The sequence below is a fragment of the Bradyrhizobium erythrophlei genome (assembly GCF_900129505.1).
In the GTDB taxonomy this organism is placed as follows: Bacteria; Pseudomonadota; Alphaproteobacteria; order Rhizobiales; family Xanthobacteraceae; genus Bradyrhizobium; species Bradyrhizobium erythrophlei_D.
Window position 1 is genome coordinate 7,956,638 of record NZ_LT670818.1, and the last position, 22,186, is coordinate 7,978,823.

Genomic DNA, 22,186 nt, shown 5'->3' on the forward strand with positions numbered 1-22,186 from the left:
GCGGCCTTTGCCTGTGGCAGGACCGCCGGGTTGCACCCATCGCCCTACCTGAACCTGACCTCGAGACATTCCAGTCTCAGGACATTTCGGGCAGAACGACATTGAAAAGCCTGCCCTCCCGGACCAAAAGGCCACGGGGTGTCGAGGTTCGAACCAAATACGCTCGATGTCGCATTTCGAGCGACGCAAAGCGAAATCCGGTCTTCACCCGTCTATGCAGGCCATACGATTAAGCCGTTGATGAAACTCTGGGATTTCACCGCGGGCGCCTGCAGTCTTGGACAGGATTCGAGGCCGTCCGGCTTGCACCGAAAAACCCCTGCCCACACCCCTCCAAAACGATGGGTTTTCATCCTTTCGAGCAATCCATGCGGATGTCCTGAAAGGAATGATCTCCTAGCGCATCTGGTTTTCGGAATGCGAGCACAGACGTGCCAGCAACGGCCAGCACACCCGGAAGGGGTTGTTTAACGAGTCTTTTCCGGCTTGCCAAGCGTTAAATCGCCAGAATCGCTTGACGCGCTTTCCCCGCGAAATTCAGGCCGAAACGGGCGTTTCAGGCGCCCCGGACCGCATAAGGCAGCGGCTCACCGGCGAAAAACGCCTCGAGATTGGCGATAACGCAGTCCTGCATCGCCGTATGCGACTCCAAGGTATGGCCGCCGATATGCGGAGTCAGCACGACGTTCGGAAACGCGGTCAGCGCGTCCGGCGCATGCGGCTCTTTCTCGTAGACGTCGAGACCGGCGCCGGCGATGGTCTCGTCCGTGAGCGCGGCCACCAGCGCCTCTTCGTCGATCACCGAGCCGCGCGAGATGTTGACGACATAGCCGTCCTTGCCGAGCTTGCACAGGATATTGGCATCGACGGCGTGATGGGTGTCCGCGCCGGCGCGAACCGCGATCATCAGCACGCCGCACCATTCCGCCAGCGCCTCGAGGCTCGGCAGATATCGATAGGACACGTCATGCCGGCTGCGGCTAAAATAGGCCACATCGGTCTCGAAAGCCGCAACGCGCGCGGCGATCTTGCGGCCGATCTCGCCCATGCCGTAGATGCCGACGCGGCGGCCGGGATTGCCCGGCTGCGGCCGCATCAACGGCGAGGGCTTTACGTCGGACCAGTTTCCGCTGCGGACATAATTGTCGGCCGGCAATAGCCGCCGCGTCACCGCCAGCATCAAGGTCACCGCAAGGTCGGCAACGGCCGCCGCGTTCGCCGCCGGACTGTGGCCGACCGCAATCTTGCGCTGCGCGGCCGCCGCGAGATCAACGCCGTCATAGCCGGTGCCGTAACAGACGATGGCACCGAGTTTCGGCATCGTGTCCATGATGGTCCCGCCGAGCGGCGTGCCGCCGGCCGTGATCATGGCGCGGACGTCGGCGAGCTGATCGGCCGTGAAAACCTCCGCCGGCGGCTTTCCGCCGCCATCCATCAGCTCGAAACGTTCCCCGATGCGCAGCATCATCGCCTTGGGAAAGCGCGAATAGATCAGGACTTTGTTGAGCATCAGCTGGTTCCCTAACCTCAAAGACAAAGGGCGGAACAGGTTTCCCCGTCCCGCCCTCGTACTCATTCCTTCGTGCCGCCAGCCTTAGCCGAGCAGCGTGCCCGGCTCGACCTTGACGCCCGGACCCATGGTGGAGGAAACCGCCACGCGCTGGATGTAGGTGCCCTTGGCGCCGGCGGGTTTTGCCTTGGCGACCGCATCCGCGAGCGCCTTTATGTTTTGCACCAGCTTCTCTTCCGAGAACGACGCCTTGCCGACGCCGGCCTGCACAATACCGGCCTTCTCGACACGGAACTCGACCGAACCGCCCTTGGCGCCCTTCACGGCCGAGGTGACGTCCATGGTCACGGTACCGATCTTCGGGTTCGGCATCATGCCCCGCGGGCCGAGCACCTTACCCAACCGGCCGACCAGCGGCATCATGTCGGGGGTGGCGATGCAGCGGTCGAAATCGATCTGACCGCCCTGCACCTTCTCGACCAGGTCTTCGGCGCCGACGACGTCAGCGCCCGCGGCCTTGGCCTCATCGGCTTTGGCGCCGCGCGCGAACACGCCGACGCGCAAAGTGCGGCCGGTGCCGTTCGGCAGGGTGACCACGCCGCGGACCATCTGGTCGGCGTGACGCGGATCGACGCCGAGATTGATCGCCAGTTCGATGGTCTCGTCGAATTTCGACTTGGCACGTTCCTTGACCATCTTGATGGCCTTCGCGAGCGGATAAAGCTTCTCGCGGTCAACCCCTTCGCGGGCCTTCTTCAAACGTTTTCCGATTGCCATGACCCGTTACCCCGCAACTTCAAGACCCATCGAACGGGCGGAGCCCTCGACCATCTTCATGGCCGACTCGATGGTATCGCAATTGAGATCCTTCATCTTCTTCTCGGCGATCTCGCGCACCTGCGCTTTGGTCACCGCGCCGGCCTTGTCGCGGCCCGGGGCTTTCGATCCGGACTGGATTTTGGCCGCCTGCTTGAGGAAGAAGGACATCGGCGGGGTCTTCATCTCGAAGGTGAACGAGCGATCGGCGTAGATCGTGATCACCACCGGAATCGGGGTGTTCTTTTCTTCCTTCTGCGTCTGCGCGTTGAACGCCTTGCAGAATTCCATGATGTTGAGGCCGCGTTGACCAAGCGCGGGTCCGATCGGGGGCGAAGGGTTCGCCGCACCGGCCGGCACCTGCAATTTCAGGTATCCGGTCACTTTCTTTGCCATATGTCACTCCTGTTGTGCCGACCGGGGCCGGCTGTTTCAGGTTCCGTGGTACGGATCAGAACGGTTGGCGACCGCCCCTCACCTCCCACGGCCTCTTTGGAGACGTCGCCGTCTCCAGTTTCATCGATCAGACCTTCTCGACCTGACCGAATTCCAGTTCGACGGGGGTGGCGCGTCCGAAGATCGACACCGCGACCTTCACGCGCGAGCGCGCCTCGTCGATTTCCTCGACCACGCCGGAGAACGACGCGAACGGGCCGTCGGCCACGCGCACATTCTCGCCGATCTCGAACGAAACCGACGCCTTCGGGCGTTCCACGCCTTCCTGCACCTGATGCAGGATCCGCATGGCCTCGGCCTCCGAGATCGGCATCGGCTTGTTTTCGGCGCCGAGGAAGCCCGTCACCTTCGGGGTATTCTTGATGAGATGAAAGGCTTCGTCGGTCAGCTTCATCTTGACCAGCACATAGCCCGGAAAGAACTTCCGCTCGGCGTCGACCTTGCGGCCGCGGCGTACCTCGGTGACCTTTTCGGTCGGCACCAGCACCTGCTCGAACAACTCCTCAAGCCCGCGCTGCTTCGCCTGCTCGCGGATCGATTCGGAGACCTTCTTTTCGAAGTTGGAATAAGCGTGGACGATGTACCAGCGCTTGTCCGTCGTCTGCGTTGCGGTGGCTGTCATCAGTGAATGCCGAGCAAAAAGGTGACGAGATAACGGATGATCTGATCCGCGGCGAAAAAGAAGATCGAGGCCAGCGCCACCATCACGAAGACCATGATGGTGGTGATCGTCGTCTCGCGGCGGGTCGGCCAGGTGACCTTGGCGGTCTCCGAGCGCACTTCCTGCAGGAATTTGAACGGGCTGAAAGCCATCCTTGATGTGATCCGCGTTGGTGGACGACGTTGTTAAGGCGATGAGATATTCGTGGGAATCCGAACAGCCCTCTTAGGCCCAGCCCTCTCTTGAAGGATGAGCCGGCAAGCGGGCTCGATTGTTCGGGGTTTTCAAAGCCGCGCCGGATATCCGCGACTAGCGGGCCGGCAGCAGGTGCCGGTTATGTACTGCGACAGCGGCCAAAGGTCAAGGTGGCGCCCCCCAACGGACCGGCCCGGCCCCTTATGGGCTCAATGGATCGGTCACGGCCGCATGCGCGGCCGGAAATACGCATAGCCGCTCCGTACGAAAGACGCCGTCGCCCCGCGCTGACGCCGGGTTGCAACGATCGATGACGTAATCGATGCCGTTGCGGTCGGCATAGGCAACCCGCTGGTCCAGAGAGTTCAAGGCCTCGACCTCGGCCAACCTGGTTCGCCAGGCCTGGTAATAAGAAGGCATCCACATCACGGCCGCCCCACGCTTGTAGTCGACCCAGACCCGGCGATGGGAGACGAATTCAAAGATCGAGGTTCTCGACAGCGCAAGCTCGGAAGGATCCGGTTCGGATGCACCGCTGCCGCGGGGTCTGGGCGGGACCAGGAACATGGCGGTCGGGGACGTCGAGGCTCGCGCCCAGTCGCCTACAGCCGTCCACTCCGGGATGCTCTCGGCAAATAACCGGTTGAACCTGACGTTCTGCCAAGCGGACAGCGGCCAACCGATCGCCAGGACTACCGCGAGCATCAGATAACCCAGGACGCGCCTGGAGAGGAACCCAGCTTGCTGCGTCGCCTGGAATTGCATTGGCCGGGTGAAATACATGCCCAAAATGATGGGAATGCAGACAGCAAATGCGAGATTGCCGAGGCTCAGGGACAGCACTATCAGGCAGCCAGGCAGAAAGGTCGGCTCCTCGTCGCGGCGAAGCCAGCTTGTCGCCACGGCAGCCGCGGCCAATCCGGCAAGCAGATGAATGATCGTGCTCGACCGCAGCAGATGCAGGTTGAGAACAATGGGAGCGCTGGTGGAGAAGGGAACGGCGATGCCAATCGCATAGAGCAGGATTGCACCGCAATAGGCGGCCTGCAACTCCCGTGCGCCAGTACCAAACCAGTACAGCGCAACCGCGCCAAGAACTGCAACAGCCGCCAGGCCGAACATGCTCGGGATCGGTATCGAACCGATCAGAACGTGCCCCGCGAAATACTCGTGAAGGTAAGTCACGAAATCGAAATCGAGCGGTTTGCCGAGTTCCGGATTGGAAGCGATATTACCGAGAACGGGACCGGCCAGAAGCACACAGGGCAAGAGGCCGACCAGGATCTGCCAACAGATCCCTCCCACTGTCGCCTTCCGCTCGCTCAGAAGACTGATCGCGATACAGACGAGCAGCGGCACAAGCCAGACCGCGATGAAGGCGTTGATGAACAACGTCACGCCAAGCGCGATCGTCGCGGCAGTGAACCGGCATCTCGCCGCAAAATAGATCGCCAACAGGACGGTGCCGTTGGCGATCTCCGAGTGGGTGAAATAGTTCAGGAACAGGCCGCCGGTGCCGGCGTAGCTATCGCCGTATAGGAAGGAGAAGAAACAAAGGATCAGGCTGAAGACGACCTTGTCGCGCCTGTCGACGACACCAAGAAGCGAGGCGCAGCATAAGAACCCAACGAAACAGAGCCATCGGGAAAGATAGGCCAGAACCAGAAACAGCGCCTGCGTATGGCCGAAATGCTTTTCGAAACCGCCCAATAGCAACCAGACGCCGGAAGAAAAATACCGCAGCGACTGAATAAAGACATCGTCGCGGTATTGCGGCTCGTCATAGAGACCGCCGACGATCGGCAAATGAAAAACGTTGTTCTCGATGCCGAACAGAAATCCCTTGTACGCCAACGACAATGCCGCCGCGATGGCGGCCAGGGCCAGAGTCTCGAGGAAGGTGCCCGGAATGCTGATCGCACGCCTGCGGGCGACAATACTGGACTTTATGGTGATTTCCGTCATTCAAATCGCCGCCAGCACGATGCACATCATCGCCAGCACGACGATCCGGCTGGCATTGTCCTTGAACGTGTAGACGATGGGATCGTCAGCCATCTCCCTGCGATGCGCCAGCATCAGGGCGCGGCCAATCCAATACAGCAGCAGCGGATTGAGTAACCACAACATCCAAGGCCGGCTATAGGCCTGCGCGACGACCGGCGATGAGACATACAGCGATAGCACGGTAATCGCATTCATGCCGCTTGCGGCGGCCATCGCCGCAACGATCTGGAGATCGCTGATCCTGTAGTCCCGATTGACCGGATTGGAGAGCCCTGACTCCTGGCGCATTGCGAGTTCGCTGTAGCGCTTGATCAGCGCCAGCGAGGTAAAAACGAACAGCGAGAAGACCATCAGCCATTCCGAAAGATAAACGCCGATGGCAACCGCTCCGCCGAGAATGCGGACGGTGTAGAGGCCAGCAAGCGTCACGATGTCGACCAGCATCTTCTTCTTGAGAAAGAGCGAGTAGGCCATCGTCGTCGCGAGATAGGCGCCGAGGATCGCAACGAACACGCTCGATATCGAGAGCCCGGCGACGGCCGATGCGATCCAGAGGATCGGAATGGCGATCAACGCCGTCGAGATCGGCAAGGCGCCGGACGCGATTGCGCGATACCGCTTGCTCGGATGCTGGCGATCCGCGGCGAGGTCGAAGAGATCGTTGAGCAGATAGGCGCTGGATGCGCAAGCCGAGAACGCCATGAACGCCAGAAACGCGCTTCCCAGCGACGCCAGGTTCACCTGGTGCGACGTCAGAGCCGGGACAAACACCAATGTGTTCTTGGCATATTGGTGAACTCGAAGCGCATTGAGCCATGTCCGCCAGGAGGTGTCGCGTCCGCCGATTCTCTTCAAGGAAGGGTTCAGGAGTTCAAGCCGCTTCGAAAGATGATCTGAGCCACCGACGACATAGGTTGTGCATGCCGCGCGCCAGACACTTTCCGGCGCCCGTCCGTTGCCGATGTAATCGAAGCTCCCGGCATCGAAAGGCGGCGCGGGATTGGCTCTATTGGTCGTTTCCGCGCCGGCGGTAAGGTCGGCTAAAGTGACGACGCCATCGAAACCAAGGTGGGAGGCGATCGCCGTCGCATGATCCGGGTACCGCGTGGCGGCGATGTATATTTTGCGCCCCTGGGCCCGGGCAGCCAGACCGAGGTTGAGAACGTCGGTGTCGTAAGGAAGATGGGCATAGTCAATCTCGGCCGCTGCCAGGACTTGGTCGAGCAAAGCGCCCTTTCCGCCGAGGACAGCGTCCCGAAGGCAAGCCAACGATCTCGCTGCATTACTGAAAAGCGCTTCTTGAGCGAGATCGGAACGGAGCAAGACTCCCTCCAAATCGACCACGAGCGCACGTCTTTCGGCCATCGCCACCTTCGGCGTCGTCGCAGCGCAGTCTCGCACCCGTATTTGCTGCTCCATTCGAAAGCGCTCTTCTGGTCCGGAATTGTTCGGGGCAATGCTTGCGGGAGCGTATCGGTATCCCTTAAACGATTGATTATCCGGGCACACCCTGGCCGCCGCCAAGACGGGAAAAGCGGCCAATGCTGCGGCGAAAATGAACCACCTTCGGCGAACGCTAATGACCGGTTAATGGCCCGCCTGCGGTGACCATGCCAATTTGATTACAACTGGCGCAAGGCAGCTCGCTTGGCGGAAGGTGTTCCGTCGCCCGGTAGCGCATCGGACATCCGGGGATGGCGCCACGCGCGGCTCCGGCAAAGTCGCGCCGCCAGCGGCGGGAACCGAGGCCTTCGGTTCGACTCGGCCGTAACAGGAACGGTCAAAATCAAGGGCTTAGCGGGCTGGACGCACTGGCAGGAGTGGCAGGGCTCGAACCTGCGACCCCCGGTTTTGGAGACCGGTGCTCTACCAATTGAGCTACACTCCTGTGAGGACCCTGCGTCGCCGCCGATCCGCGCCGTTTCAAGCATAGGGAATACCCCGATTGCAAGGGCGAAGCGCGGTTAGCACCCTGTTCAACCCCGCCATTCCGCGCCAGAGTTCAACCAAGCCAAGCAAGAGCAAAGGGAGAGACCCATGACCCCGCAGCAAGCCGCGACAAAACAGCCGGCCGCCCCGCAGACGCCCCCGCTCCCGCAGGCCAAGCCGGAATCGCTCGGGCTTTCGCCGCTGCGGCTGCAGCGGATGTCGGACGCCTTCAAGCGCGAGATCGACAAGGGAACCCTCCCCGGCGCGACCGTGATGGTGGCGCGGCGCGGTCAGATCGGCTGGTTCGAGGCGCTGGGCCGACAGAACCCGGCGACGTCCGCGCCGATGGCGCAGAATTCGATTTTCCGCATCTTCTCGATGACAAAGCCGATCGTGTCGGTCGGCATCATGATGCTGATCGAGGATGGCCATTTCCTGCTCAGCGACGCGGTCGCCAAATTCATCCCGGAGTTTGCCGACCAGAAGGTCGGCGTCGAGCACAACGGCAAGCTCGATCTGGTGCCGCTCAAGCGCGCGATGACGGTCCAGGACCTGCTGCGGCACACTTCGGGCATTACCTACGACCATACCGGTAACAGCCTGGTGCAGCAGCTTTATCAGCAGTCGCGGCTGCGCAGCCGCAAGATCAGCAACGCCGAACATGCGGCGCTGGTCGCAAGCCTGCCGCTGATGTGCCAGCCGGGCGCGGAATGGAACTACAGCCGCTCCACCGACATCCTCGGCCGCATCATCGAGGTCGTTTCCGGCAAGACGCTGAGCGCGTTCCTGACCGAGCGGATACTGGCGCCGCTGCAGATGGCCGAGACCGCGTTCCATACCGGCCCGGAAAACGCCGGCCGGCTCGCCGAGCCGTTCCTGATCGACCCCTGGAACGGTGAGAAGGTGCAGCTCTTCAACATGCTGGAACAGCCGGTGATGGAATCCGGCGGCGGCGGGCTGGTCTCGACCACCATGGACTACGCCCGCTTCTGCCAGATGCTGCTCAACGGCGGCGTGCTCGACGGCAACAGGCTGATCGGCCGCAAGACGCTGGAGCTGATGGCTTCCGACCATCTCGCCCCCGACGTCAAGGTCGACTCGCCGCTGATGCCGGCCGGTCACGGTTTTGGGCTCGGCTTCGCCGTGCGTACCCACCAGGGCATGGCGCCGTTCCCGGGCTCGCTCGGCCAGTTCTTCTGGAGCGGCGTGGCCGGAACCTTCTTCTGGATCGACCCCGCGGAAAACATGTTCGCGGTGTTCATGATGCAGGGCCCCGGCCAGCGCGAATACATCCGCACGCTGCTGCGCGACCTCGTCTACGCGGCGGTGGAGTGAGGCGAAGCCGCCACGCGCCACAGCCTCCGTCGTCATGCTCCGCGAAAGCGGGGCATCCAGTACGCCGTGACGCTTTTTGAGATTCGAGACGCCGGCGTTTACCGGATCGTCCGCCGGAGCCTGTCGTCCGGCCGGCCAAAGGCCGGACCGGATGGCGGACGATGACAGCCGAGAGGGTTGCCGCCCGCTCCATCTCAACTGATCGTGGCGCCGCCGTCGATCACCATGGTCTGGCCGGTCATGAAGTTGCCGGCCGCCGAGCCCAGGAACACCGCGGCCCCCGCGATCTCGTCGGGAATGCCGATGCGCAAGAGCGGCGAGCGCGAGGTCGAGGCCTTCAGGTTTTCCGGATTGTCCCATAGCGCTTTCGCAAAATCGGTCTTGATCAGGCCCGGCGCAATGCAATTGACGCGGACATTGTGCGGGCCGTATTCGCAGGCGAGATTCCGTGCGAGCTGCATGTCGGCGGCCTTCGAGATCGCGTAGGCGCCGAGGATGGTCGAGCCCTTGATGCCGCCGATCGAGGACACGATGATGACTGAGCCGTCCTTGCGCTCGATCATCTGCGGCACCACCATGCTGGTCAGCCAGTTGTTGGCGACGATGTTGTTGTCGAGGATCTTGCGGAACTGCTCGTCGGAGATGCCGGCGAGCGGGCCGTAATAAGGGTTCGATGCGGCGTTGCAGACCAAAACGTCGATCTTGCCGAAGGCGCGGTTGGATTCGTTGACGAGATTCTGCAGGTTTTCCTTGCTGGAAATGTTGGCCGCGATCGCCACCGCCGTGCCCTTGCCGAACTTGTCGTTGATTTCCTTACTGACGGAATCGCAGACGTCCTGCTTGCGCGAGGAGATCACCACCTTGGCGCCGTGCTCGGCCATCCGTTCGGCGATGGCGCGGCCGATGCCGCGGGTCGAGCCGGTGATGACGGCGGCTTTTCCGGTCATATCGAACAAGGTCATGTTTCTCTCCCAGAACTGGTTTTGATTTTCGAGTTCGAGCTAAGCAGCGTTCCCGGCCTTCGACAACCAGGCTTCACGCGAGCTTGGTCTCCGGCACGACTTCCGGCCCGGCCGGCTGATGCATGGCGGCATGCGAGGGGTCGGCGATCCAGGGCTGCTGGTTCACCATCGGAAGCCGCCAGACGTTGCGGCCGTCGGCTGCGACATGATCGAGCCGGGTCACCGAACAATTGTCGATATCGAAGGCGAGGCCCTTGTCCGGCTGGCCGCCGAGCGCAAGTCCGACCGCCGCCTTGATCGTGCCGCCATGGGCGACGGCGATCACGTCCTTGCCGGCCTGTTCGGTGGTGATCCGTTCGATCGCACCGCGCGCGCGGTTGTAGAGATCCATGAAACTTTCGCCGCCCGGCGCCGGCTGGTCGATATCGGCGAACCAGTGGCTGCCGGCCGGCTGGCTGGCGAGGAACGCGGCGCGGTTCATGCCCTGCCACTCGCCGAGATGCTGCTCGGCCAGCGCCGCTTCGTGCTGCATCGTGGCGGGCCTCGGAAAACCAGCGGCCCAGATCGCTTCAGCGGTTTGATGCGTCCGCTTCAGATGGCTGGCGTACCAGACCGCGTCGCGCGGCAGGATCTTGCCGACGGCTGTGAACACCACGCGATCGCTGGTATCGCAGCCGAGGTCCTTCTGTCCGTAGATGCAGCCATTGTCCTCGCGCACCGGCGCGTGGCGCACCCACCACCAGCGCGTTGTGACGGCCTTGCCTGGATTGGACATCGCGAACACCCTTCCCTACTGTCTGCTGTCGCTGTACGTCAGAGCTCACATCGTCTCAAGTGACTTGAACGCGACTTGAACGTTTAAAATCTTGTTTGAAATTCCGCACCACGGCAAGCAAGCGCCGGGTGCATCAGGACCAGGGAGAAACGCATGGGCCGCCTCGAAGGCAAATCCGTCGTCATCACCGGCGCGGGCAGCGGCATCGGCCGCGCGGCATCGCTGCTGTTCACCAAAGAGGGAGCCAAACTGATCGCGGTCGACCGCGCCGACGGCGTCAAGGAGACGGTGGCGCAGGTCCGCAAGGCCGGCGGCACCGCCGAAGCCGTGATAGCCGACGCCGGCCTCGAAGCGGACGTCAAGGCCTTCATCGACAAGGCGGTGTCGGCCTACGGGAAGCTGGACGCGATCTGGGCCAATGCCGGCATCAGCGGCGGGCTGGTGCCGCTCGCCGAGCAGACCGTGGAACACTGGCAGGAGATCCTGCGCATCAATCTGATCGGCCCGTTCCTGGCGATCAAGCATTCGATGCCGCACATGATCAGGCAGAAATCCGGCGCGATCGTCTGCACCGCCTCGGTGGCCGGCCTGAAGTCCGGCGCCAGCGGCCATCCCTATGCCGCGAGCAAGGCCGGCGTCATCAGCCTGGTGCAGACCACGGCCTATTCGCTGTCCGGGACCGGCGTGCGCATCAACGCGGTCTGCCCCGGCCTGATCGAAACCGGCATGACAAAACCGATCTTCGACAACGCCAAACAACGCGGCACCGACGGCAAGATCGGCCAGCTCAATCCCTTGAAGCGCGCCGGCCAGCCGCATGAGCTCGCGGCGATGGGACTGTTTCTTGCCAGCGACGAGGCGTCCTATGTCAACGGCCAGGCCATCCCAGTCGACGGCGGACTCACCGCCTCGATGCCGTATGCGGGCAAACCGATTTGAGGTCTCGTCATTGCGAGGAGCGAAGCGACGAAGCAATCCAGCTTCGCGCTTGCTGAAAGATGGATTGCTTTGCTCCGCTCGCAATGACGCAAATTGCGAGATCGTGCTTTTGACTCGAGAAGCTGAGGCCATGACTTCGCTTTCTCGCGGCGCTGACGCGTCCGAGTTGGTGAAGCGAACCACCCTCGAGAAACAAGAGGGCGCAGGGAAGGCCGGGCGCCGATTGCACCCGTGGGTCCCGTGCAAAAAAAGCACGGGGGTAGGACCACAGGTTCAACCGGATCGACCGGCCTTCCCTGCGCAATGGTTTTACGGCTTACTTCTTACTCTCCCCGGTGACCGGGCTTTTTTGCCACCGTCGCCTGCGGATGTTGCCGCAAACTTGACGCCAGCGTCGGGGCGTCAGGACCATACGACTTCGCCGTCCGCAAAACGCCGCTCGTCCGCGCAAAGGATAGCGCCCGGCGATTTACGTCCATCGCGTCCCGCGCCCAACGTCCGTGACGATCGCGATACGCCCCTCTTGGTGGGCACGGGATGGCAGAGGTTATAAAGCTGATTTGGGTCTTCGGAAAATCAGAATATTTTTGCGAATAGGGCTGGACAGGTTTTTTGATTTGCCCGTCGGGTCCGATTGGATACGCAGGACGACACGATCAGCCACCCGACCTGTTCATCTTCTTCACTTTGGCATCCGTTGCCTCGATCGACGCCGCCAGTTCCAGGATCGCCTTCGCCAAGAGGTCGGCGGCTTCCTTGGGGTCCTGCGACCGCTCGGCGCGAAGCGCATAATTCTTTGCTGAGGAGAGTGACATCGACGACCTTTCCCACGGAAAAACCCGCCGGGTTGAGGCGGCGGGTTTCCGTACGCGTTACTTCTCGTGGGCGGCCTAAGGGCAGTCCGCGATTAGCTCGACCATAGCGGTGCCTGGTTAAGAAATCCTCGCGATGGAAATGGAACCGTGGGGTTCCGAGTTGCACCCAACTCGTCGTGGCCGAGCTTGACCCGGCCAATCCATCTTCTTCGCAGGATTCTTCTGAAGGTTCTTCGCAAGACTCTTCTGAAGATCGATGGATACGCGGGTCAAGCCCGCGTATGACGAGTTGTTGTTGTGAAGCACTGCGCTTCGTCGACGGCACTGCATACCGGATCGCCCGCTTTCGCGGGCGATGACACTGTTTGTAAGTCGGCTTGTTGTGAATTGCCTTGCTACTTCGCGCCCGCCTTCTGCGCGTAGGCCCACGCGTCCTTTGACAGCGGCACGGTGCGCTTGGCGGATTCCATGGCCTTGGCGTTCGCGGCGGTGCCGTCGCGGATGCGGCCGGCGATACCCTGGGTGATGCCGGCGAGCCGGAACAGATTGTAGGAAAAATACCAGTTCAGGTCGGGCACGGTGCCGCCGGTGACGTTGCAGTAGATCTGCGCCGCCTCCTCCATGCTCGGAATGTTCAGCGCCTTGAGATCGGCATTGGCGAGGCCCGGCATGGTCCACTGCATCAGCAGATAAGTGAAATCGGCCATGGGATCGCCGAGCGTCGACAGTTCCCAGTCCAGCACCGCCAGCACCCGCGGCTCGGTGGGGTGGAAAATCATGTTGTCGAGGCGATAGTCGCCGTGGACGATCGACACGCGCTCCTGTTGCGGCACGGTCTTCGGCAGCCATTCGGCGAGTTTCTCGAATTCCGGAATGTGCTGGGTTTCGGAGGCGCGGTACTGCTTGGTCCAGCGGTCGACCTGGCGCGCGAAATAATTGCCGGGCTTGCCGAAGTCGCCGAGACCGATCGCCTGCGGATCGTAGGTATGCAACTTCGCCAGCGTCTCGATCTTGCTGGTGAAGATCTTGCGGCGATCTGCCGGGGTCTGGCTCGGGAGTGCCTGATCCCAGAACACCCGGCCCTCCTCCATCGACATGATGTAGAAGGCCGAACCGATGACGCCGTCGTCGGTGCATAGCGCATAGGCTTTGGCGACCGGAAATCCCTGCTTGCCGAGCGCGGCGATGACGCGGAATTCGCGGTCGACCGCGTGCGCCGACGGCAGCAATTTGCCGAACGGCCGGCGCCGCATCACATAGGATCGCCCGGGGGTGTCGAGCCGGTAGGTTGGATTGGACTGGCCGCCCTTGAACTGCAGGACGACCAGCGGTCCCTGATAGCCCTCGACGTGCTCGCGCATCCAGCCGTCGAGCCGGAGCTCATCGATTCGATGCCGCTCCTCGACGGGCCTGGTGCCCGAAAACTCCTCGTCGCTTCTGACGCCGTCGGCCACGATGACGCTCCCTTATTTCTTTGGGGAGCGCCAAGTTTGGTGGGCTCCCGTTAGTGCGTGGTGGGAGAGTTTGCATACTTCCGAAGTTCAAGTCTGGCAATGGCGCGGTTATGGACCTCGTCCGGACCGTCGGCGAGCCGCATCGTCCGCATCGAGGCATAGTCCCGGGCCAGACCCGCGTCGTCGGAGACGCCGGCGCCGCCGAAGGCCTGGATGGCGTTGTCGATGATCTTCAGCGCCATGTTCGGCGCCGCCACCTTGATCATGGCGATTTCAAGCTGCGCGGTCTTGTTGCCGACCTTGTCCATCATGTCGGCGGCCTTCAGGCACAGCAGGCGGTTCATCTCGATGTCGGTGCGGGCCTCCGCGATGCGCTGTTCCCAGATCGAGTGCTCGATGATCTTCTTGCCGAACGCGGTGCGCGACGACAGCCGCCGCACCATCTTCTCCAGCGCCTCCTCGGCCTTGCCGATGGTGCGCATGCAGTGATGGATGCGCCCGGGACCGAGGCGGCCCTGGGCGATCTCGAAACCCCTGCCCTCGCCGAGCAGGATGTTTTCGGCGGGAACGCGAACGTTCTCCAGGAGCACCTGGGCGTGGCCGTGCGGCGCATCGTCATAGCCGAACACCGGCAGCATCTTCTCGACCTTGATGCCGGGGGTGTCGAGCGGCACCAGGATCTGCGACTGCTGCTGGTGCTTGGCCTGGGTCGGGTCGGTCTTGCCCATCAGGATCGCGACCTTGCAGCGGGGATCGCCGACGCCGGACGACCACCATTTGCGGCCGTTGATGACGTAATGATCGCCATCGCGCTTGATGCTGGTTTCGATGTTGGTCGCGTCCGACGACGCCACCGCGGGCTCGGTCATCAGGAAGGCGGAGCGGATCTCGCCGTCCATCAGCGGCCGCAGCCATTTGCGCTTCTGCTCCTTGTTGGCATAGCGCATGAACACTTCCATGTTGCCGGTATCGGGCGCCGAGCAGTTGAACACTTCCGAGGCCCAGCTGATATGGCCCATTTCCTCGGCGAGCAGCGCGTATTCGAGGTTGGTCAATCCCGCACCGCGGAATTCGTCGTCCTCATGCGCGGACGGCGGCATGAACATGTTCCAGAGGCCCTCGGCCTTCGCCTTCTTCTTGAGGTCTTCGAGGATCGGGATCACCTTCCAGCGCGGGCCTTCCTCGTCCTGCTTGCGATAGATCGGCACCGCCGGCCGGACGTGCTTGGTCATGAAGGCCTGCACCCGTTCGAGCCATTCCTTTTGCTTGTCCGACAAATTGAAGTCCATGGGATGCTCCTCGCCTGTTCCAGGATTGTTGGCCGCAACTGTCTGCCCGCCGTCCGCGCGCCGCAAGGCCATTTATCGAGAGGCTCGCGGCAATGATGACGAAGGCGTGACCAGCCGGAGATGCGATGCGCATGCCGCGCGGATTGACATTTCCGGCCCTTCAAACGATAGTTTCATACAATTGTTTGAATTGCAACTCCATCCCACGCCTGTCATTCCGGGGCAGCCCGCAGGGCTGAACCCGGAATCCAGAGATTGCAGAATCGAGATTCCGGGTTCGCGCTTCGCGCGCCCCGGAATGACGGGAAAAGGTTTGAGGCCATGGCGTCGGATCATACCAGGACTGCCATCCTCGCCGCCGCCGAACGGCTTTACGCCGATCGCGGCTTTGGCGACGTCACGCTGCGCGACATCGTGGCGGCGGCCGACGTCAATCTGGCGGCGGTGAACTATCATTTCGGTTCCAAGGACGAGTTGATCGCCGAACTGTTCGTCACCCGCTCGATCGCGACCAACCGCCAGCGGCTCAACGAGTTGAAGGCCGCCGAGGAAGCCGGCGGCGGACGCGCCGGGATCGATGCCATCCTGCGCGCGCTGGTGGGGCCGCCGCTGCACGGCTGCCTCGGGCCCGACCGCGAGGGCTCGACGGCGGCGCGCTTCATGATCCGCGCCTCGATCGAATCGGTCCCGCCGATCCGCCGCATCAAGAATCGCGAAGTCGACCACTTGCGAAAATTCGCCGCGGCGATGCGGCGCTCACTGCCCGACCGCAGCGAGGTCGATCTCTATTGGGGCCTGCACTTTGCGCTCGCCATGGCCCACCACACCATCCGCGAAAGCGAGCGCTTGACGCGGCTGTCGGACGGAAAATGCGACCTCAATGACGTCCAGGCGATCATCGAGCGCATCGTCGCGGTGTCGGTGATGGCGCTGACGGGGGCTGAGACGGAAAAGAAGCCGCCCGCGAAGCTGGTGACGCGCGACGCGCGGTGAGCGCGGTCTCGCTACGCTGGCCTCATGGTTCGAGACGCGCGGCATTGCCGCGCTCCTCACCATGAGGGTCTACGACCTCATCCTGAATAAGGGGTTGGACCTCATCCTGAGGAGCATCGCCAAAGCGATGCGTCTCGAAGGTTGAAGCCAAACGGGGACTAAATCTCCAGCGCCTCGATGCCGAGGCGGCGGAACAGCGCGGCGTCGTGGTCTTCGCCGGGATTGCCGGCGGTCAGCAGCGTATCGCCGACGAAGATCGAATTGGCGCCGGCGAAGAAACACAGGGCCTGCATCTCGTCGGTCATGGCGCTGCGGCCGGCCGAGAGGCGAACAAAGGATTTCGGCATCAGGATGCGCGCCAGCGCGATGGTGCGGACGAAATCGATCGGCTCGATCGGGTCGGCCTGCGCCAGCGGCGTGCCCGCGATCGGGATCAGCATGTTGATCGGCACGCTTTCGGGATGCTCCGGCAAATTGGCCAGCGTCACCAGCATGTCGACGCGGTCGCCCGCCTCCTCGCCCATGCCGACGATGCCGCCGCAGCACACCTTGATGCCGCACTCCCGCACATGGGCCAGCGTTTGCAGCCGGTCGGCAAAGCTGTGCGTGGAGATGATGTTGCCGTAATGGCGTTCGGACGTGTCGATGTTGTGGTTGAAATAATCGAGACCGGCTTCGCCCAGCCGCGCGGCCTGCGCACCGTCGAGCATCCCGAGCGTCATGCAGGTCTCCATGCCGAGCGCCTTGACGCCCTCGACCATGGCGACGACGGCGTCCATGTCGCGGTCCTTCGGGCTGCGCCAGGCGGCGCCCATGCAATAGCGGGTGGCACCGGCGTCGCGGGCCTTGCGCGCCTCTGCCAGCACGCGTTCCACCTCCATCAGCCGGGACGCCTTGAGGCCGGACTCGTGATGGCTGGACTGGCTGCAATAGCCGCAATCCTCGGGGCACCCGCCGGTCTTGATGCTGAGCAGCCGGCTGAGCTGGACCTTGTTGGGGTCGAAATTCCGGCGGTGGATGGTCTGGGCCTGGAACAAGAGATCATTGAACGGAGCCTCGTAAAGCGCAAGCGCCTCTTCTTTCGTCCAATTCTGGCGGATGTCGCCGTATAGCGGTCTCGCCGAATTCATCTCGCTGGAGCGCGCTGCAATCGTCATATCCCCTCCGCTGGAGCACCGGGCCGCAAGCCGGCCGAACGGCGCGACTTAGCCCGATTGCCGGCTGCCTCGCAATGCCGGGCGTCCCTCGAAACAGGTTTCTGACGGGCAAGTGAACGAAGCGCGGAGAATTCCCTCATGCGGCAACTAGATCATCGCGACGCAGTCGATCTCGATGTCGAAGGGTCCGGTCCATTCCGGCACGCAGACGAAAATACGCGCCGGCGGGTTCTCCGGAAAATAGCGCGCATAGATCGCGTTGACGGTCGCGAAGTGCTTGGCCGAGGTGCAGTAGATGTTGCACTTCATGACGTTCTCGAGGCTCGTGCCCGCGGTTTCCAGGCACAGCTTCATCTGTTCGAGGATCAGCTCGGTCTGCCGCTCGATCGGCGCCGGCAGGATCTCGCCGGTCTCGGGATCGAACGGCGGCAGGCCCAAGACGAACACCATGCCGCCGCCACGCGTGACCGGCGAAACGGGTGCGTTCCACCGCGCCAGATAAGAGGAGATCGGCTCGACGCGGATGGCTTCTCGCTTCATGGCATACCCTTCGGTTCGGATCGATCCGATGCCCGAAGCTAGCACGCGCGGCGCCAGCCATGTTTCGACCGCGGTGGAAGCATTGATGCTTCCAGAGTTCGCTGCCGCCTAGATAATCCCCTGCTCTTTCAACGCATCGAGCTTTGCCTCGTCATAGCCGAGCTTCGAGGCCAGCACTTCCCGCGTGTCGGCCCCCAAAAGCGGCGGCGCGCGATAGTCCTTCACCGGGGTCCCGGAAAACGTGAGGGGATTGCGGATCAGCGACAGCGCATGCTCGAAGGGATGGTCGACCTTGATCTCCATGCCGCGCGAGCGCACATGCGGATCGGCGAACACCTGCTCGAAATTGTTGATCGGTCCGGAGGGCACGCCGGCCTTCTCCAGCTCTTCCAGCCAATGGGCCACGGAGCTCTTCAGGAACAGGCCGGCGAAGATCGCCATGATTTCCTTGCCGTGAACGACGCGATCGTTGTTCTTGAGGAATTTCGGATCGGCGGCGAGTTCGGGCTGACCGAGCACGGCGCAGGTGCGCGCGAACTGTCCGTCGTTGCCGACCACGAGCATCAACTCGCCGTCGGTGCAGCGGAACACGCCGGCCGGCATGCCGCCATTGCCCCAGGTGCCGCGCCGCGGCGGCGTCTTGCCGTTGACGAGGTAGATCTGCGCCCAATGCGACAGCGACGCGATCACGGTGTCGAACAGGCAGACATCGACATGCTGCCCCTCCCCGCCATTGGCCTTGCGGTGATAGAGCGCCGCCAGGATGCCGATCGATGTATTCATGCCGGTCATGTAGTCGACGATGGAGGGGCCGACCTTCATCGGCCCGGCGCCGGGCTCGCCGTCCATGTGGCCGGTGACGCTCATCAAGCCGCCCATCGCCTGCAGGATCGCGTCATACCCGGCGCGCGACGCATAAGGCCCGGTCTGGCCGAAGCCGGTCACCGAGCAATAGATGATGCCGGGATTGATCGCCCTAATCGTCTCGTAATCGAGGCCGTAACGCTTGAGATCGCCGACCTTGTAGTTCTCCATCATCACGTCGCAGGATTTTGCCAGTTCGCGGATGATCGCCTGGCCTTCGGGTTTTGCGATGTTGACGGTAACCGACTGCTTGTTGCGGTTGGCGCAGAGATAGAACGAGTTGTTGTTGTTCTCCCTGCCCTCAGGGTCGACCAGATAAGGCGGCCCGAAGGCGCGCGCGTCGTCGCCGCCGCCCGGCCGCTCGATCTTGATCACCTCCGCGCCGAGATCGGCCAGCATTTGCGCCGACAGCGGTCCCGCCAGCACCCGCGTGAGATCGAGGATTTTGATGCCTGAAAGGGGCAGACCCGACATGAACACTTCCTCCGGAACTCGCGGCCTTAAGGCAGCGGGAGCGACCCGCCGGCGCGAATGAAATCTGCCGATACACTATTTTGACACCCGCGAGCACTGCGTTGGCGGCATGCAGCCATCCTTCCGCCGCGCCCGCGCCACCCTGGACCGGGAGAATTGTCTCACGCGGGACACGGTGGTATGTACCGGGGATGAGGGGTGCCCAAGCATGAGAATTATCCGTGCCGTCGCGATGATCGCGTTGCTGGCCGCCCCGGCTTTCGCCTCCGCGCAAGGTTTCGGCCAGAACCAGGGTCACGTCCAGCAGGCCGGAGAAAAGCCCGCCGAGAAATCAAGACAAGAGATCGAAGCCGACAAGGAAGCGGAAAGGGCCTACCACAAATCGCTGAGTAACATTCCTGACCACGCCGTTTCCGACCCGTGGGGCAACGTGCGCAGCGAGACTGCACCCAAAGCCGCCGCGAAGCCCCCGGCGAAGCGAACCAAGATCGGCGATACCGCGCACTAACCGGACCCTGTCAGCCTCGGGATGCGAATTTGCGGCGCGGGATCAAGCGTTCCTCGATCCGATTGCGCTGCGTCATTCGCCGCGGACCGTGGCTGCGGCGACAAAGATTTAAGGACATTGGAGCGGGTGAAGGGAATCGAACCCTCGTATTCAGCTAGGAAGTCGGGAAATCTTGCAGTGTTTTCAACGTGCACCACTATCCCAGTCGATACATCACTTGAACGTTTGGTCACAGCCGATCCCGCAATCCAAATGATCCAGCATGATCTTATGCTTCTGCATAAATCAAAGTTGAGCCCCACAATCGCGGCTGATGCATCATCTCGGTATGAAGGCGCGAGGCGCCTGGCCAGGCGCTGGGAGACACGACAATGCCGGTCAGTCCAGCCGACCATGGGTACAATGCAAAATCGTCCTAACCTATTGCTAGCAATTAACTTTCTGACGTATCCCGTCTGGGTGGCTTTTGGGCCGCAGTTTCGGTAATCGCAGAGTAAGACTTAGGTTCGCGAATTTCGCGAGCCCGCACCCAAATACTCCCTTGCCACCTGTCCTTGGCTAACAAGCTGGTCGAATCGGTTTGATGCTCGCCTATAAGGACGTGGTTGGCGCTGGTGTAATAGTCCGTGACGCAACTATTTAAACGACGCGAGTGCACCAGCGAGGCGGTGGAGATCGTGTTTATGCGGAGGCAAGCCAAAGCGCAGCAGATCATCGGCCCACTCGAAACGCCGGCACCAGATGTACTGCGCAGCGAGCACCGCATGCATTTTCGTTGCATCGGGGTGCTGCACGAGCCGGAACAATCCAGTTCCCCCAAGAATCGTGAGTCCCGCAACTGCGAGTACGGTGTCGAGTTCACGCGTCCGGTGTTGAATCGCATTGCGCATGCAACGTGCCCATTCCTTGTCGCGCAACGCGGCGAGGCCGATGTTCAGAGCTGGTCCGGAGCAAGGCCAAGGACCGAGCGCCAGAGAGATGCGCTGGGCGACGTCCCGATGCGCGATAGCAAATCCCAACCTGAGCCCGGCGAGACCGTAAAACTTCCCAAAGGAGCGCAGGATCACGACGGGCAACTCAACGCACAACCCGACCGCACTGATTTCGGGTTCCATGTCCGCAAAGGCTTCATCTATGACCAGCCATCCGCCACGATCCTGCAGCAGCTCAGCGGCGCGTGCCAGCGCAGAGTGGCCGGTCACGCGTCCGTCGGGATTATTGGGATTCACGACCACTGCATGGCGGACAGCATCGGGAAGCTCATCGAGATTGGCGACTGCGATCACCTCATGACCAGCAATACGCCAGGCCAGTTCGTGTTCATGATAGGTCGGCCCGACAATCGCGACCGATCCTCTGCTCGCGAGTTGCGGCAGCCATTGGATCAACGACTGGGTTCCTGGAGCCACGACGACTTCGGCATCGGCAAGTACGGCGTAAGCATCACGCGCAGCCGCAATCAGGGCTTCCTCGGCAGCGCGCGACGGCAAGCGCTGCCACACGGCGCCGGGCAAATCAGCAGGGATCGGCCACGGCCAGGGACTAATGCCGGTCGACAGGTCGAGCCACATTTGCGGCGTCCCGCCATAACGCGCAATTGCCCCGGTCAGATCTCCGCCATGTTTCATCTGCGCTTCATGCCATTATCGGGACAAAAGCGCGAGAGGTTACGGCGCTCGCTGGGCGCCATCATGATGATCGTCAGCTACTTTGACCTGCAAGCTGCCGCTCGATCGGCCGATCTGCCGCGGATTGCGTCAATCAACGTCTGCACCGACCAGCTTCTGATGACCCTTGCCGACCCGCCCCAGATTTTGGGGCTAAGCCCATATTCGCGGGATCCAGGCCGCTCGTGGGGCGCCGCCACAGCCAGCCTATTTCCGCGGCTTTCGGGAACCGCAGAAGATGTTTTGATCCTGAAACCGGATGTCGTTGTCGCAGGCCGTTTCACCAAACTTGCGACCCGCGCGCTGCTGAAAGACCAGGGAGTTCGTGTTATCGAATTCGATGCCGCTCGGTCGCTGGACGATGTGAAGAAGCAGATTCGCTTAATGGGCGACATTACCCAGCATCCGGATCGCGCCTCCTTGGAAATTGGTCGGCTGGACGAAGCGATCGCGCATGCGCGTCAAGTTGCAGCGCGCAGACCTTATCGCGTGCTTGCGGTATCGCGGCGTGGGTGGGTTGCTGGCGGCGACAGCTTGACCAGTTCCCTACTTGCTAATGCCGGCCTATCCAACGCTGCGAGTGATCTTGGGCTCAAATCCGGTGGGTTTGCATCGCTCGAAGCCATTGTAAGTTTGAAACCGGATCTCATCCTGGTCTCGGAAAACAGCGGTGTAGCCGAAGACGAAGGGAGCGCCTTCCTGCTCCATCCGGCACTTGAGAGGCTTTATCCGGTCTCAAAACGCATCGTGATACCGGAACGGCTCACCGTCTGTGGCGGACCGATGCTGGCGGAAGCACTGGAGCGCCTGGCTTCCGAGCTTGAGCGCATGGACCATTGA

Annotated in this window: 21 protein-coding genes and 1 tRNA gene; 5 read left to right on the forward strand and 17 right to left on the reverse strand. The window is 62.2% G+C overall.

All coding sequences use genetic code 11. The features are described from left to right. Nucleotides 1-556: 556 nt before the first annotated feature. The 8 genes from B5525_RS37460 to B5525_RS37495 form a co-directional block, all read right to left on the reverse strand. Nucleotides 557-1,510, reverse strand: coding sequence for a 2-hydroxyacid dehydrogenase (locus B5525_RS37460; RefSeq protein ID WP_079571042.1), 954 nt, complete (start codon nucleotides 1,508-1,510; stop codon nucleotides 557-559). 84 nt (nucleotides 1,511-1,594) lie between these two features. Next, a complete protein-coding gene (gene rplA, locus B5525_RS37465) occupies nucleotides 1,595-2,287 on the reverse strand; it encodes a 50S ribosomal protein L1 (RefSeq protein ID WP_079571043.1) in 693 nt (230 codons plus the stop codon). Nucleotides 2,288-2,293: 6 nt separating this feature from the next. Next, a complete protein-coding gene (gene rplK / locus B5525_RS37470; protein WP_045008228.1) occupies nucleotides 2,294-2,722 on the reverse strand; it encodes a 50S ribosomal protein L11 in 429 nt (142 codons plus the stop codon). Between the two features lie 127 nt (nucleotides 2,723-2,849). Continuing rightward, nucleotides 2,850-3,404 (reverse strand): transcription termination/antitermination protein NusG, encoded by a 555-nt coding sequence (gene nusG, locus B5525_RS37475; RefSeq protein WP_079571046.1) that lies wholly within the window; start codon nucleotides 3,402-3,404, stop codon nucleotides 2,850-2,852. After that, entirely contained in the window at nucleotides 3,404-3,595 is a 192-nt protein-coding gene (gene secE, locus B5525_RS37480) for a preprotein translocase subunit SecE (RefSeq protein WP_029584578.1), read from the reverse strand. The genes nusG and secE overlap by 1 nt, the downstream gene beginning before the upstream one ends. Nucleotides 3,596-3,839: 244 nt before the next feature. Then, the gene (locus B5525_RS37485) at nucleotides 3,840-5,603 is read right to left on the reverse strand and encodes a DUF6798 domain-containing protein (protein WP_079571047.1); all 1,764 of its coding nucleotides are present in this window, start codon (nucleotides 5,601-5,603) and stop codon (nucleotides 3,840-3,842) included. Continuing rightward, nucleotides 5,604-7,064: a UbiA family prenyltransferase gene (locus B5525_RS37490; protein WP_079571049.1), complete on the reverse strand. Its 1,461-nt coding sequence runs from the start codon at nucleotides 7,062-7,064 to the stop codon at nucleotides 5,604-5,606. A gap of 393 nt (nucleotides 7,065-7,457) precedes the next feature. Further along, nucleotides 7,458-7,533 (reverse strand) — tRNA-Trp (locus B5525_RS37495). 149 nt (nucleotides 7,534-7,682) lie between these two features. Here B5525_RS37495 and B5525_RS37500 point away from each other — a divergent pair. Further along, the gene (locus B5525_RS37500; RefSeq protein ID WP_079571050.1) at nucleotides 7,683-8,909 is read left to right on the forward strand and encodes a serine hydrolase domain-containing protein; all 1,227 of its coding nucleotides are present in this window, start codon (nucleotides 7,683-7,685) and stop codon (nucleotides 8,907-8,909) included. A gap of 194 nt (nucleotides 8,910-9,103) precedes the next feature. Here the strand turns inward: B5525_RS37500 and B5525_RS37505 are convergent, their stop codons facing one another. Then, on the reverse strand, nucleotides 9,104-9,871 hold the full coding sequence (locus B5525_RS37505) for an SDR family NAD(P)-dependent oxidoreductase (RefSeq protein ID WP_079571052.1): 768 nt from the start codon (nucleotides 9,869-9,871) through the stop codon (nucleotides 9,104-9,106). Nucleotides 9,872-9,944: 73 nt separating this feature from the next. Then, nucleotides 9,945-10,646: a histidine phosphatase family protein gene (locus B5525_RS37510; RefSeq protein WP_079571054.1), complete on the reverse strand. Its 702-nt coding sequence runs from the start codon at nucleotides 10,644-10,646 to the stop codon at nucleotides 9,945-9,947. A 153-nt stretch (nucleotides 10,647-10,799) separates the two neighbouring features. Between B5525_RS37510 and B5525_RS37515 the strand changes: the two genes are divergently transcribed. After that, complete coding sequence (locus tag B5525_RS37515; RefSeq protein ID WP_079571055.1) at nucleotides 10,800-11,585, forward strand: SDR family NAD(P)-dependent oxidoreductase; 786 nt, start codon at nucleotides 10,800-10,802, stop codon at nucleotides 11,583-11,585. Between the two features lie 656 nt (nucleotides 11,586-12,241). Here the strand turns inward: B5525_RS37515 and B5525_RS45665 are convergent. The 3 genes from B5525_RS45665 to B5525_RS37525 form a co-directional block, all read right to left on the reverse strand. Next, a complete protein-coding gene (locus B5525_RS45665; protein ID WP_172900047.1) occupies nucleotides 12,242-12,400 on the reverse strand; it encodes a hypothetical protein in 159 nt (52 codons plus the stop codon). A 395-nt stretch (nucleotides 12,401-12,795) separates the two neighbouring features. Continuing rightward, entirely contained in the window at nucleotides 12,796-13,854 is a 1,059-nt protein-coding gene (locus B5525_RS37520) for a phosphotransferase family protein (protein WP_079571057.1), read from the reverse strand. Between the two features lie 50 nt (nucleotides 13,855-13,904). Further along, nucleotides 13,905-15,143, reverse strand: a complete 1,239-nt coding sequence (locus B5525_RS37525) for an acyl-CoA dehydrogenase family protein (protein ID WP_079574314.1) — start codon at nucleotides 15,141-15,143, stop codon at nucleotides 13,905-13,907. 321 nt (nucleotides 15,144-15,464) lie between these two features. Here B5525_RS37525 and B5525_RS37530 point away from each other — a divergent pair, with 321 nt between their 5' ends. Beyond that, entirely contained in the window at nucleotides 15,465-16,136 is a 672-nt protein-coding gene (locus B5525_RS37530; protein WP_079571059.1) for a TetR/AcrR family transcriptional regulator, read from the forward strand. A 158-nt stretch (nucleotides 16,137-16,294) separates the two neighbouring features. Here B5525_RS37530 and bioB read toward each other — a convergent pair whose 3' ends face one another. From bioB to B5525_RS37545, 3 genes are all read right to left on the reverse strand, one after another. Continuing rightward, nucleotides 16,295-17,266 carry a biotin synthase BioB gene (gene bioB / locus B5525_RS37535; protein WP_154073922.1) on the reverse strand — a complete coding sequence of 324 codons (972 nt, stop codon included), beginning with the start codon at nucleotides 17,264-17,266 and terminating at the stop codon, nucleotides 16,295-16,297. A 174-nt stretch (nucleotides 17,267-17,440) separates the two neighbouring features. Then, a complete protein-coding gene (locus B5525_RS37540; RefSeq protein ID WP_079571062.1) occupies nucleotides 17,441-17,833 on the reverse strand; it encodes a RidA family protein in 393 nt (130 codons plus the stop codon). Nucleotides 17,834-17,941: 108 nt separating this feature from the next. Further along, on the reverse strand, nucleotides 17,942-19,171 hold the full coding sequence (locus B5525_RS37545; protein WP_079571064.1) for a CaiB/BaiF CoA transferase family protein: 1,230 nt from the start codon (nucleotides 19,169-19,171) through the stop codon (nucleotides 17,942-17,944). A 232-nt stretch (nucleotides 19,172-19,403) separates the two neighbouring features. Here B5525_RS37545 and B5525_RS37550 point away from each other — a divergent pair, with 232 nt between their 5' ends. Continuing rightward, the gene (locus B5525_RS37550; protein ID WP_244567713.1) at nucleotides 19,404-19,679 is read left to right on the forward strand and encodes a hypothetical protein; all 276 of its coding nucleotides are present in this window, start codon (nucleotides 19,404-19,406) and stop codon (nucleotides 19,677-19,679) included. A gap of 635 nt (nucleotides 19,680-20,314) precedes the next feature. Here the strand turns inward: B5525_RS37550 and cobD are convergent. Next, nucleotides 20,315-21,307, reverse strand: coding sequence for a threonine-phosphate decarboxylase CobD (gene cobD, locus B5525_RS37555; protein WP_079571067.1), 993 nt, complete (start codon nucleotides 21,305-21,307; stop codon nucleotides 20,315-20,317). Between the two features lie 66 nt (nucleotides 21,308-21,373). Here cobD and B5525_RS37560 point away from each other — a divergent pair, with 66 nt between their 5' ends. Further along, nucleotides 21,374-22,186 (forward strand): ABC transporter substrate-binding protein, encoded by an 813-nt coding sequence (locus B5525_RS37560; protein WP_079574316.1) that lies wholly within the window; start codon nucleotides 21,374-21,376, stop codon nucleotides 22,184-22,186.